This window comes from Psychrobacillus sp. FSL W7-1457 (assembly GCF_038593405.1).
Lineage (GTDB): Bacteria > Bacillota > Bacilli > Bacillales_A > Planococcaceae > Psychrobacillus.
Window position 1 is genome coordinate 858,785 of record NZ_CP151993.1, and the last position, 13,944, is coordinate 872,728.

A 13,944-nucleotide genomic window follows, 5' to 3' on the forward strand; every position below is an offset into this window, starting at 1 on the left:
AAGTTCTCATTTGCCTGTCGGGGCAGTGACAGGCGATTCCGCTTTTCTTGATGTCTAGCTTCATCGCCTTGCCCCTCGGGGTCAAATGGATAAAAGCTCCGGTGGCTGAGGAACTGCCTCCTCGCTTTTTCCCATTTGCCTGTCGGGGCAGTGATAGGCGATTCCGCTTTTCTTGATGTCTAGCTTCATCGCCTTGCCCCTCGGGGTCAAATGGATAAAAGCTCCGGTGGCTGAGGAACTGCCTCCTCACTTTTTCCCATTTGCCTGTCGGGGCAGTGACAGGCGATTCCGCTTTTCTTGTGTTTATAAGAATTTTTGGTTGTATAGCAGGATTGCTTTGGCTCTTGATTTCACGCCTAGCTTGCTGTATATCGTTGTCAGGTAAACGCGGATGGTTCCTTCGGATAGAAATAGTTTTTGTGCGATTTCCTTGTTGGTTGCACCATCTACAAGTAGTTGGAAAACTTCCAGCTCTCGAGGTGTTAGTTGGTCTAGTATGCTGCTCTCCGCTTGGCTGCTGCTTTCTATGAGCCGTTCTACGTAGCTTAACGGCACCGAATTCCAGCCTGTCTTTTTATGTTTTTGTCGTTCTTTGCTATAGGCTTTTAATAATTTAATACTACCTTCCTCATCTAGGAAGGTTCGGACGTAGTCATAAGTAGAGCCGTAGCTTAATGCTTCATGCAATGCGTTCAAAGCGCTGTCCTTATGGTCCATTTCCATTTCACAAATTGCTTCTAACAAGGAAGCTTCTACGATTGTAGATACTTGATCTTCCTCTATGGCTTTAGTTTTCACTTGAATCACAGTCTTTAAGGCTTCTTCTACTTTTGCAGTTGCTAGCAATAATCGAGCATGGACGAGTAACCAAAAAGGTTGTCTCGATTCCGCTTTTCGTAGCTCTGCTTCTGCTCTTAACGTATTACCTTCTAATAAAAAGCAACGAGCTTTCATCGTGAGTAAAATATTTTGCCAATGCTTATCATTTATTGAATCTAGTACGTTATCTAATAATGCATGAGCTGCTACAAAGTTTTTATTTAAGGCATAAATTTGAGACTTTAAAACATACATGGGAATAAATAATCCAGGATCTTTTAGACTATGGCCATACTTTAAAGCAATTTCTAATTCTCCAATGGCAGCATCGATATAGTTTCTTTCATACAATGTTTCTGCGGACGCACCATAGCTAAAAAGAGTCATATTTTTTTCCTTAAATTCTGTTTCACGGAATAGCTTTGCAAACGGAATAGCTTTTTCTAACGACATAAACCTACCCTTGGATCCAATGCTAGTTCGAGTAATCTTATGTTCAAATAAGTTGAACCTTATCGGTATTCCATCCCACCTAGAACTAACATATCCTTGGTCTACTTGCCTTTGAATTATTTCTATCGCTTTCTCAATCCCTGTCCCCATACTAATAAGCGCATATACTTGCAGTGTTGTAAAAATATCAGCTATTCCTTTGTTCTCCTCTTTATCCATCCATTGTTCTAATTGTTGCTTTAGCTCTAACTCATAAATGATTAGACCAGCCTCTTCTATTTGAAGGGCAGATATTAAGGTAATGGTGTACATCACTAGTATTTCATAATTAACTGGGTAATCGTTTCTTCTTAAAGTTTGGATCCAACCTAAAAAAGTGGAGGTTTCTCCATTTTTGAATATTTCTACTAAATGTTCTGTTATCCACGACTCCGCTAGTGTAAAGGCGCCTTCTTGTAATGCCAGGTCAATCGCACTGTTGATATCACCTTTTAAGTAAAGCAGCTTCGCGGTTTCCAAGATGATGGATGAAACAAATTCCTTTGGATAACGGTTTTTAAGTTCGATTTGTAAAGCTTCTGCGAATAAATGATGATAACGAAACATCGGTTGGGCATTGTTTAAACGAACAGTGAAAATTCCCTTGTTTTCTAGTTCTAGAAGCATTGCATAGCTATCACTTCGGTTCGTTAGGCTATTACAAATTTCTGGTTCTAAAGATTGTAAAAAAGACGTCTTCAGAAGAAAATCTTGAATAGATGACGGAAGTGTATCTAGTATCTCTTGTAGTAAAAAATCAGTGATCAAGGGCTGTAAAGGGTTCATCTTTTCTAATGTTAATGCATTATTGGAGTTGGACCTCATTGAAATACTCGTTAATTGGATGCCGGCTGGCCAGCCTTCTGTGGTGTTTAATACGTGATGTAGTAGCTTCTCTTCGAGGTTTTTCTTTTCGTAAAATTGTTCAATCTCCTCAAATGTAAAGCACAGTTGTTCCGTGCTTATCTCATTGAGCCAGGATTTAACTCGCCACTTGGCGATTGGAAGGGGTAGATTCTCACGACTAGTTACGTAGACGTGTACGTTGTCAGGTAGATATTCGATTAGTTGGGTAAGCATTTGATGAATCACTTTATTGTCAATTAGATGATAGTCTTCCAACACAATACTGAGAGGACGTTCTATTAAACTCATTTCGTTTAAGAAAGAATCAATCAAAAATTCCAACGTGGAAGGATCCTGTGATTGGAACAATGAGGCGAGCGTGTTATACATATTACTTTCCGTGACATTAGATGTCGTGTGAATAACATATTTCCAAAATCGAATTGGATCATTGTCAGATGTATTCAGGGAAATCCATGTAACGGTGTCATTCGTTTGGTTAAACCATTGGCTTAATAGCGTAGTTTTACCGTAGCCTGCTGGTGCTTGAATAATGGTGATTCTCTTAGAATGGTTTTTCTTAAATAATTCATATAATCTTTTTCTATCTAGTGCTTCTACTGTAGCTTTAGGTACCGTTGTTTTGGAACTCAACCAGACCATTTGCATCCTCTTTTACCTCCATGGGTTGCTTAGACTTTAAAAGACATAAGAATAAATAACTAGTCTCCTTGTAAATCTATTATACTATTAATCTGTAACTTTTTATTCAAAAAATTAAAATAATTAACATTCCTCAATATTTTCTGAAAGTCATTTCGTATAAGCTTAAGTGGTATGTGTTTTTAAGGGTTTTTGCGAATGAGAAATGGTTTCTTAAAGTAGGTAGGGGGGATACTTGATAAATTATAGTATATTAATGATTTTTTAAATAATGCATTATGAATTGAAATAAAAAATGGAGCAATTTATTAGGAGGAATAGTTTTGAGGAATAAAGGATGGAAGACAGCAACAGCGGTAGCCTTATTAACAAGTTCGGTTTTAGCCTTTTCACCAATTGCGTATGGTAAATCATTTTCAGTGGAGCAATCGGTAGCCACGGTGAAAAGTGATTTACACAAGGCGACTACAATATACGTATCTCCGGCGCTTGATGGGAAATTAATCCCAAGTGACTCGCTTTATACAACGTTAAATAGTGTGAAGAAAAATTATGAGATCACAAAAAGTGTAATTACCTCATCCAAATTATCTGCAACTGAGATAGAAGGTACGTTGAAGGAAATGGATGCCATTTACAATGAAAAAGTAACTAAGGGATTAGTTTCTTATATTGATGCGTATAATTACGCAACAAAGTATTTAGAACCTCTAATGAGGGAAATTAGCCAAGCGGAAGCAAAAAGTGATTTTGCAGGGGTAGCTGCTGGTTATCATAAGCTATCGTATCAATTAAAGGATAGATCCTCTATTTTATATCGCTTTTCTGGTAAAGCTGCACGGGACTTACTACTAGAAAAGTATAAAAAGCCTGCTGATGCAAAGCGTGACGAACTAATGCTACCAGTCACCATTTATATGAAATTAGTAGATTTAAACAGCTTATATACGGCTGGGAAACAAGCGGAAGCTTTAAAAGTATATGCAGAAATAAATGGATTAATGGAAGGGTTGCCGAAAACAAGTAAGTATTCGCCTAATCTATTGGCTGAAGTAGCTAAAATTAAAGCGATAGTGGAAGGACTTCCTAACCAATCCACAGAACAGCAGGTACTTGATGCAAAGGTGGAAGGCTTCGTGAAGGCAGTAAATGCTAGTCAAAAAAATGTTCTTTTATCGTCTAGCTCGTCCAATTCTTTAACGATAACAGTTCAGGAAGATATCAGTATGTTAGACTTTTTGAGTAAAGGATTTTATCCGACCCTCATTAGTAGCTTAGGTGTATCTAAGGTGAATGGAAACGACCCATTGTCAGAGGCTGCTATGAATGAATTAAAGGCTTTGTTTCCTACAGATGCAAAAGTGCTATCGGATTTAAAAGGCAAGTCATTTAATCTTCCAGTAACAGTTAATAATGGTACCTTGGATGTCGTATTTACACTAGTTTTTAACTAAACAAAAAAAGACCATGTAAAAGTTTAACTTTTACGTGGTCTTTTTTTGTTCATGAATGTTCATTTTGAAAACTGAAGGTTTTTACATAATTGCACCCTTCACAAGCGAGGCCTATCTGTTCTTGGGTATCGGGGTGCTGATAGTAAATTTCATCGTACCCACAAATGTAACACTCCATGACATGAAAAATGAGACGAGGACCAATGACGTTGTCTAACAGCTGATTAAAATCGGACTGCATATTCTACATCTCCCTCTGCTTTTGTATCAATATAGCAAGTTAAAACCATATTATTCGTCGAAAGCCGGCAGAAATTTGGAATTGATTTCGACTATTTTCTGTTAATAGATTATATGGAGGGAGCGTGTTCTATTATGAACATTTTTTTAGGAGGAACATACTAAAGGTTAGGTCTATTTGTAATCTTTTATTCATAGTAATTGAACTCTATTTTCAATTAAAAAGTACGATTTTTATTCGACGGTGGATTGTTTGTCGGAAAGAAAGGGAAATGAGGGAAAACGGTTAGAAAGATAGATTCATGCTCTGTGGGAGACAGTCAGAATCTCATGTACCTCTTTTTACGTTGTGGTAGAATAGAGGCATTTTACCCACTTTTTGGAGGCATTTAATCTGATTTGTCGTATTATGGAGGGGAAAGAAGACACTTGAGGTTGTAAGAAATGAGGAATGTAAAATGATAGAACTCCGGGATGTACGAAAAAAATATCGTTCAGGGACAAAGCACATGGAGATATTGCGCGGAATGAATCTTCGTGTGGAACAGGGAGAGTACGTGGCAATCATGGGGAAGTCGGGTTCAGGTAAGAGCACGATGCTCAATTTGTTAGGAACCCTGGATTTGTTAGATAAAGGGAGTTACGAGCTAGCTGGAAAATCCGTACATAAAATGGGGAAGGCCAGTCGAGCAAGACTCCGTAACGAAGAGATTGGTTTTGTGTTCCAGCATTTTCAACTTATTCCTAATTTATCGGTTTATCAAAATGTACTGCTCCCATTAACCTATGGGAAAAAAAGGTTTAAAAGAAAGAAATCTCGAGTGCTTGCCATGCTAGATGAGATGGGAATCTTAGACAAGAAAAAACAAAAGCCAGATCAATTATCTGGTGGAGAAAAGCAACGCGTTGCAATTGCAAGAGCCTTGGTCAATGAACCATCTCTTATACTAGCTGATGAGCCTACCGGGAGTTTAGATGAAGAAACGACGGAAAGTATTTTAAAGCTATTTGACCGTGTACATGCAAAGGGTGCTACTCTTATTGTGATCACACATGATATGGAAGTAGCTTCTCGTGCTCAGCGTATTTTAACGTTACAGAACGGGGTGCTTATATGAAGCTATTTACATCATTTAAATTGGCTTGCTTTGGCTTATGGTCGAATCGCCTTCGCGTATTATCGGCGATGACCGGTGTGATAATTGGCATGTTTGCGGTCATTGTGTTATCTTCGATTGCCATAGGGGTAAAAGATACACTGATGAAGCAGATGGGGAGCCTCGGAGCAGAGCAAATTCTCGTAATGCCAGGGAGGCTATTAGATACGACAACTGGAGAAAAGGATTTGCTTAGTGGATTGACTAGCGTACCTAGTACACTTACATATGATGATGCTGAAGTGGTAGAAGAATTAGAAGAAGTGAAAACAGTTACTCCTATACTCGAAACTATTAATGTAGTGAAACATGAAGGAAAAAGTGCTCAGTCTTCCATGGTCGGTACCACGGATCAATTCTTGCGAGTTCAGCACGCGGAGCTTTCGGAAGGTCGTTTTTTTACACAAGCGGAACAGGATGCCAAGGCAAGGGTAATCGTGTTAGGAAATAACATACATGAAACTCTTCTTGGAAGTAAGGAAATAGCCGATGATGAGGGAAAGAGTTCTGAAAGACCCACAGTGGAGCCGGAACCTTGGTGGAAGCGGATTATGAACAAACTTCTTGGAGAAAGTGCTTCAGCTGCTGGTCTTTCTACATTAGTTGGTCAAACTGTAACGATTAATGAAGAAACGTATGAGGTCATTGGAGTACTCGCACCAAATGCTACCCTGGGATCTAGTACAGACAATAATGTCATCATTCCAATTAAGACGGCTCTAGAAACAACAGATATGAAAAACCTTACAAAAATGATTGTAGAAGCTAATAGTATAGAAGCTGTCGATCAAGTTGATGGAGCTGTGTTTGGAGCAATTAAGACTAATCACTCTGAAATAGATTTTAGTGTGGTGAAGCAGGAGCAAATGCTTGGAGCTTTAGGCAAGGTTACTTCTATATTGCAGGTGATGTTATTTGGGATTACAGCTACGGCCCTAGTCATTAGTGGTATGGGAATTATGAATGTCATGGTGATGTCAGTTAGAGAAAGAACGAAGGAAATAGGTATAAGAAAGGCACTTGGTGCAACAACCTTCGAAATTTTAATGCAGTTCTTCTTCGAAACGTTGCTGCTATGTATGATTGGTGGAGCTGCCGGGATTGGTTTTGGATATTTGTTTATAGAGTTTTGGAACAATAATGTGGATATATTCTCCTTGGTGTTGCCATTATGGGCAGTGAAGCTTGCGCTTTATACGTCCTTTGGGATTGGTAGCCTGTTCGGTATTTATCCGGCATGGAAGGCTGCTCGGATGAATCCAAGTGAGGCTTTGCGATTTGAATAATTTTGATTAGCAGAAGCAAATAGGATTATTATAGGAATATTATTACAGGTGCCTGGCACCTGTAATAATTGTTTTGCTATTTGATTTTTGGGAAGCTTGTACTTTTTTTATTTACCTAAAGGTTTTTTGTTGTGATTTAGGGAATAAGATAAGATATAGAGTTTCGTAGAAGGGGGAAAAATAGTGAAACAAAAGGTACAAATATTATTAGCTTTATGTTTGTTTGTCTTTAGTGTAAATATGCCAGCAGCTTTTGCGGCGAATGAAAAAATAGATTACGTGGCGTTGGGAGATTCCATCGCTAGTGGTCAAACGCCATATGGAGAAAGAGTTGGACGTGGATTTACAGACATCATTAGCGAGAAGCTTGAGAAGGAAGGACGTTTAGGCTCCTTTACGAAGGAATTTGCTAAATCCGGAGAAACGACGGATGGACTTTTAGAGAAGCTGAAGCGAGAAGATGTTCAAAAGGCGTTGAAGGAAGCTGAATTAGTAACAATCGTCAGTGGTGCTAATGATTTTATCCAGGCCTTTTATGACCCTAAGGATGAAAGTGTGAATGTCGACCTTACAGCTGCAACTTTAATATTGAGTAAGGTGTCGGAGAATCTAACGACTGCGGTTAAACAAGTGAAGGCTATTAATCCAGATGCTGAAATCTATTTGTTCGGCTACTTTTTTCCGTTTCCACATATGACGGATATTGCTACGAGACAGCAGCTACAAATGGCATTCAATATTGTTAATAATCGAATAGCGGCTATTGCAGAAAGTGAAGGGGTACATTTTGTTAATGTAGCGCCAGCGTTTGATGCAAAGGGAACGGTCTATTTGGAAAATCCAAAGGATATTCACCCAAACGAAGCTGGCTACCAAGTAATAGCTGACCAATTTTTCTTAAAAACACTGCCTGAGCTACCACTTGGATGGGGCAGAGTGATGGAGAAAAATATACCCGTGGCCTCTGATAAAAAATGGACAATTACGTTAAGCAAGGATGTAGACATTGCAAGTTTGAATCAATCCATTTTTGTCATGAAGGATGGTTCAATGGCAATACCAGTTGATAAAGCTGTGTCTAAGGCAAACGGAAAGCAAGTAGAAGTTTTCGCTCCAAAAGGTGGATATAAACCAGGTTCCTACGAGCTAATGATCACCAATGAGCTGAAGGGGACAGATGGAAAACCCTTAACGGAAAGTGTGTTAGTGAAATTTGTAGTGAAGTAGAAGTTAGCTTTTGGGAAACTAATGGTTTTTAGTTGATCTGAGTTTCCCAAAGTAGTTGGTAGTTGGGAAAGAAGAAAAAGCCTATTTCATCTTTAAGAGATGAAATAGGCTTTTTCTATGTTATTTGAAGACGGTTACGTAAGAAAAATGGTTGAGTTTTATTATCTGGATATTATTACAGGTGCCTGGCACCTGTAATAATATCCAAATAATAATGGGGGTAATATGGGGCGAATATGGTGGGATATGTAGGGTATAATGGCTGCTTGGGTAAATAGTTAGAAAAGTGACTAAATTTTCTGTTAGTATGTTATTTAAATATATTAATGATGTGGGTGGTGATTGGTTTGGTTTCAGTTGAGCAGTTGGCTTGTAGGCTAGAGAAGTATGGGATTCTTTTGGTTGGTGGGGAGAAAGGGCAGGGAAGAGGGATAGATTATATTAATATTCAGGAGCTTCCGTTAAGGAGTGAGCGTGTTCATCCTTTTGGGTTTATTTTGACTACTTTTGCGGCTTTTGAGGGTGAGCAGGGAATCGTTTCGCATGTGGATTGGCTGATTTCACGAAAGATATCAGCACTAGGTATTCATGCTGCTGGTTGTGCGGTGGTTCCAGAAAGCTTGTTGGAGCTAGCTAATACGCATTCGCTGCCTATTTTTACAATACCAATTGATTTGTCTTATAAGGAGATTTTTAAAGAGTTTAATGAGCTGCTTTTAGGTGAGAATGATGCTCTTCGTGTTCGAATTGAGGAGATGAATCTTCAATTGTTAGAGGCAGTTGCCCAAGATAAGGGAGTTAGTTATATCGTTGCAACGTTAGGGAAGTATCTTGCTTCGCCAATTGTTTTTCTGGATCAAAGCTTAAACATTGTTTCTATTTGGACTAACAATACATACAATCGAGAGGAATATAGCCTTACAGTTAAAGCGGTTTTAGAGCAAGAAAAGGATTGGTTATACAAGGGAAAATACATGGAGGTAGAAAAGGTATTGACCGAGTCGTTTTCTACACAGCATGATTTGACATTTTCTGTTCTCCCTATTATGGAGCATACAGAAAATCACGGATTCTTAATCATATGCAATAACGGGGTAGAGGATTTGATGGTTAACTCTGCCATTCAGTATGGGAGGACGGCATTACTCCTGGATGCCGTAAAAAGAAAATCGTTAGAGCGTTTCTTGAAAAACCAAGAGATACGAACATTGGAAACGATTATTGAAAATAAACGCCGAGAATCTAGTCGCTCTTCTAGCCTTTCTTCTTCTTTAAAAAAAATGCCTTACCTGTATGTATTTCGTTTTGATAATGAAGATTTAATCAACTATGGATTTACCGTCATTTACGATAAGCTGGGTGGAATAAGTTCGGATAATATTATTTGGATATATGAACAGGAGGTTATCTGCCTCACTTCCATTCCGTATGAAACACAACATTTGAAGGAGCTATTATCAGCTTTGCAAGGAGTTCATTGTGGGGGCAGTGATGGTAGACCTATCAGGGTTGAGGCAGATCTTTCGCTTAAGTATAAACAAGCGAAGCGTTGTCTAGAGCTTACAGATCAATGGAATAGCAATCTAATTTTATTTCAGAACATAGGTGTGGAAAGATTTTTATTTTTAATTAAAGAGGAGAGCTCTATGCAGGAGGCAGCAAGGGGATTGCTTAAGCCTTTATTAGAATTCGATGAATGTAACCATGCAGAATTAACAAAAACATTGGATGTCTATTTGAAGAATTTTTTTAGTCTGAAAAAAAGTGCAGAGGAATTATTTGTCCACCGTAATACTGTGAGCTATCGACTAGAAAAAATTCAAGATCTTTACCCGGGTATCAGCTTTGAAAACCAAAATCATTACTTACTATTTACGATTGCTTTAAAGTTAATCAACTAATTTTGTTTAGAGGCTATAAAATAGTCTCTTTTTTTTGTGCTCCTTAACTAATGAAAAATTTATTGGAAAAATCTAAAATTTCTATTAACTAAAGAGAGGACGGGGATATTGATGCAGACTATTTTGTATAACTGTTCGTTAATTGACGGACTAAATAAAGATATAAAGGAAAACTCGTATCTGATAATAGAGGATAAAAAAATAGTAGAGGTTGGCACTGGAAAAGTGGAACAGACAGAATCTGCAAATTTAGTGGACGTAAAAGGAAAAATTGTAATGCCAGGGTTAATTGATTGTCATGTGCATTTAGTGTGGGATGGAACGGAAGATCCGCAAAAGAAGATAGAGCATCTAGACGAATCGAAGGTTGCCCTGCAGGCTTACTCGCATGCACTACTAACGATAAAGGAGGGGATCACCACAGTTCGAGACGTTGCCTCTCCAGGGAAAAGTGTTTTAAATTTACGAGATGTGATAAACAACGGAGGTCTAATTGGCCCGACAATTGTTGCGTCTGGTCCAGCCGTTTGTATGACAGGGGGACATGTCCATTACTTAGGTAAAGAAGCGGATGGTCCCGATGCCGTACGTCGAGCTACCCGTGAGGTAATGAAGGAAGGCGCAGATCTGATCAAGCTTATGGCAACTGGAGGTATTTATACATTTGGAGAGGAGCCAGGTTCTCCGCAGTTAAATGTGGAGGAAATGAAGGCAGCTGTCGAGGAGGCACATAAGAAGAATAAGAAAGTAGCAGCACATGCTGAAGGCTTGATAGGAATTCACAATTGTATAGAGGCAGGAGTGGACACAATTGAGCATGCCATTTATGCAGATGAAAGTGCACTCAAAAAAATGAAGGTGAATGACACTTATTTAGTGCCCACGATGATTGTAATGAAAAGATTGGCTACGGATGAGCATATACCAGCGTGGGCATTAGAAAAGGCAAAGCATGTAGTGGAACCACATGAAAATATGCTAAAGCAGGCTGTACAGCTTGGAGTAAAGATAGCAACTGGGACAGATTGTGGTTCACCGGTGACTCCACCAAGCTACTATTTCGATGAATTATTAATAATGGAAGATGCGGGAATGTCTAGGTTGGAAGTTCTTCAAGCATCTACTCGAGTAGCTGCAGAATGTTTAGGGCTTAATGATAGAGGTTTATTAAAGGAAGGAATGTACGCAGACCTATTAATTTTGGAGGATAACCCATTAGACGATTTGTCTATTTTGAAAGGTAACAAAAGGATTATGAAGGATGGACACTTTATTAATTAAGAAAGGGGATAAGCATATGAATTTGGAAAAGAGGGTTCATCAGCTACGCCAGGTAATGGATGACAAGGAGCTGACATGTTCAGTTATTTTAAACTTTGAAAACCAATATTATTTTAGTGGATTAAAGGCAATCACATATTCTAGGCCGATCGTTTTGTTTGTAGATCAACAACATACAAAGCTTGTAGTGCCATCTTTAGAAGAAAATCATGCTAAGGAAAAGTCTATAGCAGACCAGCTACTTGTTTATTATGAAACTCCTTTACATCAAACACAGGCTAATTCTTATATAGAACTATTTGAAGAAGTGATTGCTTCTTATCCGAAAAATTCTAAGATTGGAGTCGAGTTTGCATCTCTCCCAGTTGAATTAGGAAAGAGGTTGAGAGATAAGGGATTTGATTTAGTTAGCATAGATGATGAGATTATCCATATGAGAGCTATTAAAGAGGAAGCAGAGATAGAACAAATTATAGAATCAGGTAATTTGGTCAGCCTGGCATTAAAGGAGTCGCTAGAGCATGCAACACCTGAAATGACTGAAATGGAGATAGATCAATTTGGAAATACAGCTCTATTTCTAGAGGTAGCAAAGAGGCATCCTAATTCGACGTTAGATTACTTCGTTATGTCACCATCTGGAATAGAACGTACGAATATGCCGCATGTCTTCTCTAATACAAGGCAGCTAAATAAGAATGATCTTGTGATTCACAGCAGACAGGTTGGTATAAATGGATACCGAGCAGAATGTGAACGTACTTTTTTTGTTGGTAATCCTTCATTAGAACAGGAGGAAGCATTTAAGCTGGCTCAAGAAGCGCAACAGGCTGCATTAGACTTTATACGTGTGGGCGTAACAGCAGCAGAGGTAAACGAGGTTGCTTTACAGGTTTTCCGAGATGCCAATATGGAGCAATATGTGAGACATCGGACTGGTCATGGTATAGGGATAGGTCTTCATGAGGAGCCGTCATTAAAGTATTCTAATGATCTTGTATTACAGGAAAATATGGTGTTTTGTGTGGAGCCTGGGCTATACATACCTGGTGTTGGAGGCTTTAGGCATTCAGATACAGTCATTTTAAGGGGGGAGGGCACACAGTTAATTACTCATTATCCAAGTAAGCTGGAGGATTTAATTTTTTAACTAATTAGGGGAGGGAAAGGGATGAGTATTTATTTAATAGCCGTCGTTATTTATTTAGCTGTAATGGCCTTGATGGGGGTTTACTTTAGTAGAAAATCAATTGAGACTAGCAAAGATTTTATGGCAGCAGGCAGAACACTCCCCTTATGGGTTATGACAGGAACTCTGTTAGCTACCTTTGTAGGTTCAGGAACGGTAGTGGGTGGAGCAAGCTTCATTTATCAATATGGTCCATGGGCAGCCATTTTCAATCTATCGGGTGGGATCTTCGGTATTATCGTACTTTATTTTATCGCAGGTAGGGTTCGAAAAGGGGAAGCTTTTACTGTTCCAGAAATTATTGAAAAGCGTTTCGGAAGTCAGGCTAGACTAGTTGCCAGTATTTTAATACTTCTGGCGTATGTAGGAATTACGGCTTACCAGTTTACTGGTGGAGCATATGTTTTACAAATTACAACGGGCTTACCTATACAGACAGGCGCTATTATCATCGCCATACTTGTTATTTTCCTTACAGTGAGCGGTGGGTTATTCTCGGTTGCATACACTGACGCGTTAAGTGCACTTTTAATTGTTTTTGGGTTTTTAATAGGGTTGCCTTTCGTGTTAAATGGAGTTGGAGGCTTGGAGGGATTGTCTCTAAATCTTCCAGAGCAGACAAAGCAATGGAATGGCGGGCTTAGTAACTTGCAATTATTAGGATATTTCTTACCTTTGTTTTTATTGATACTTGGTGATCAAAACATGTATCAGCGATTTGCTGCAGCAAAGGATGAAAAAACTGCAAGAAATTCTACAATAGGTTTTTTTGTAGGAAGCGTTCTGGTAATTGGATTAACGATAACTTTTGCAACTGCGGCAATTGTGATGTTCCCTAATATTACTCCTGATACTGCAGTATTGAATATGGCGATCAATGGATTGCCCTTAGGAATCGGGTTGGTCGTTCTCTGTGCGTGCGTTGCCTTCATCATCACCACGGGAACGTCGTATTTACTCTCGGCTTCAGGAAACATTGTGTATGATATGTACAAAAGGTATAGCAAAAAAGATATTCCCGATAAAAAATTATTAAAGATGAACCGCTATGTTGTAATAGGGTTAGGTTTACTAGCATATGTGCTAGCAATGTACTTCCCATCAGTTCTAGCTATTCAAATGTACTCGTATACGATGTACGGAGCAGCAGTTACCCCTGCACTGCTTGCGACGATTTTGTGGAAGCGCGCCACTAAGCCCGGGATATTAAGCTCCATGGTAGTTGGTGGATTGAGCACAATTTTATGGGAAGTAGTGCTGAGTAAACCATTTGAGCTAAATAGCGTATTATTCGCATTGCCAATGGCCGTCCTCACTTTAATAATTGTCAGCCTACTCACCCAGCCAAGAGTAAGCGTAACGGGAAGCTTGGCGAAAAACTAGAGGTGT

General features: G+C 38.9%; 9 protein-coding genes. 8 read left to right on the forward strand and 1 reads right to left on the reverse strand.

All coding sequences use genetic code 11. The features are described from left to right. Positions 1-303: 303 nt before the first annotated feature. Positions 304-2,826, reverse strand: coding sequence for a LuxR C-terminal-related transcriptional regulator (locus NSQ95_RS04060; protein ID WP_342560357.1), 2,523 nt, complete (start codon positions 2,824-2,826; stop codon positions 304-306). A gap of 317 nt (positions 2,827-3,143) precedes the next feature. Between NSQ95_RS04060 and NSQ95_RS04065 the strand changes: the two genes are divergently transcribed. The 8 genes from NSQ95_RS04065 to NSQ95_RS04100 all read left to right on the forward strand — a co-directional run bounded on the left by NSQ95_RS04065 (position 3,144) and on the right by NSQ95_RS04100 (position 13,938). Beyond that, a complete protein-coding gene (locus NSQ95_RS04065; RefSeq protein ID WP_340885058.1) occupies positions 3,144-4,274 on the forward strand; it encodes a hypothetical protein in 1,131 nt (376 codons plus the stop codon). Between the two features lie 698 nt (positions 4,275-4,972). Continuing rightward, the gene (locus tag NSQ95_RS04070) at positions 4,973-5,632 is read left to right on the forward strand and encodes an ABC transporter ATP-binding protein (RefSeq protein ID WP_340885055.1); all 660 of its coding nucleotides are present in this window, start codon (positions 4,973-4,975) and stop codon (positions 5,630-5,632) included. Beyond that, on the forward strand, positions 5,629-6,957 hold the full coding sequence (locus NSQ95_RS04075; protein ID WP_340885054.1) for an ABC transporter permease: 1,329 nt from the start codon (positions 5,629-5,631) through the stop codon (positions 6,955-6,957). Before NSQ95_RS04070 ends, NSQ95_RS04075 begins: the two co-directional genes overlap by 4 nt. Positions 6,958-7,140: 183 nt before the next feature. Beyond that, complete coding sequence (locus NSQ95_RS04080) at positions 7,141-8,184, forward strand: GDSL-type esterase/lipase family protein (protein WP_340885051.1); 1,044 nt, start codon at positions 7,141-7,143, stop codon at positions 8,182-8,184. A gap of 347 nt (positions 8,185-8,531) precedes the next feature. Then, on the forward strand, positions 8,532-10,085 hold the full coding sequence (locus NSQ95_RS04085; RefSeq protein ID WP_340885049.1) for a helix-turn-helix domain-containing protein: 1,554 nt from the start codon (positions 8,532-8,534) through the stop codon (positions 10,083-10,085). 111 nt (positions 10,086-10,196) lie between these two features. Further along, a complete protein-coding gene (locus tag NSQ95_RS04090) occupies positions 10,197-11,366 on the forward strand; it encodes an amidohydrolase family protein (RefSeq protein ID WP_340886079.1) in 1,170 nt (389 codons plus the stop codon). Positions 11,367-11,382: 16 nt separating this feature from the next. Next, positions 11,383-12,516 carry a Xaa-Pro peptidase family protein gene (locus NSQ95_RS04095; RefSeq protein ID WP_340885045.1) on the forward strand — a complete coding sequence of 378 codons (1,134 nt, stop codon included), beginning with the start codon at positions 11,383-11,385 and terminating at the stop codon, positions 12,514-12,516. A gap of 21 nt (positions 12,517-12,537) precedes the next feature. Beyond that, entirely contained in the window at positions 12,538-13,938 is a 1,401-nt protein-coding gene (locus tag NSQ95_RS04100; protein WP_340885041.1) for a sodium:solute symporter family protein, read from the forward strand. Positions 13,939-13,944: the final 6 nt, after the last annotated feature.

Bases quoted from the DNA above. Each gene is read 5' to 3' on its own strand.
- NSQ95_RS04060 (WP_342560357.1), bottom strand. From the start codon at position 2,826: ATGCAAATGGTCTGGTTGAGTTCCAAAACAACGGTACCTAAAGCTACA.
- NSQ95_RS04070 (WP_340885055.1), top strand. From the start codon at position 4,973: ATGATAGAACTCCGGGATGTACGAAAAAAATATCGTTCAGGGACAAAG.
- NSQ95_RS04075 (WP_340885054.1), top strand. From the start codon at position 5,629: ATGAAGCTATTTACATCATTTAAATTGGCTTGCTTTGGCTTATGGTCG.
- NSQ95_RS04090 (WP_340886079.1), top strand. From the start codon at position 10,197: ATGCAGACTATTTTGTATAACTGTTCGTTAATTGACGGACTAAATAAA.
- NSQ95_RS04095 (WP_340885045.1), top strand. From the start codon at position 11,383: ATGAATTTGGAAAAGAGGGTTCATCAGCTACGCCAGGTAATGGATGAC.
- NSQ95_RS04100 (WP_340885041.1), top strand. From the start codon at position 12,538: ATGAGTATTTATTTAATAGCCGTCGTTATTTATTTAGCTGTAATGGCC.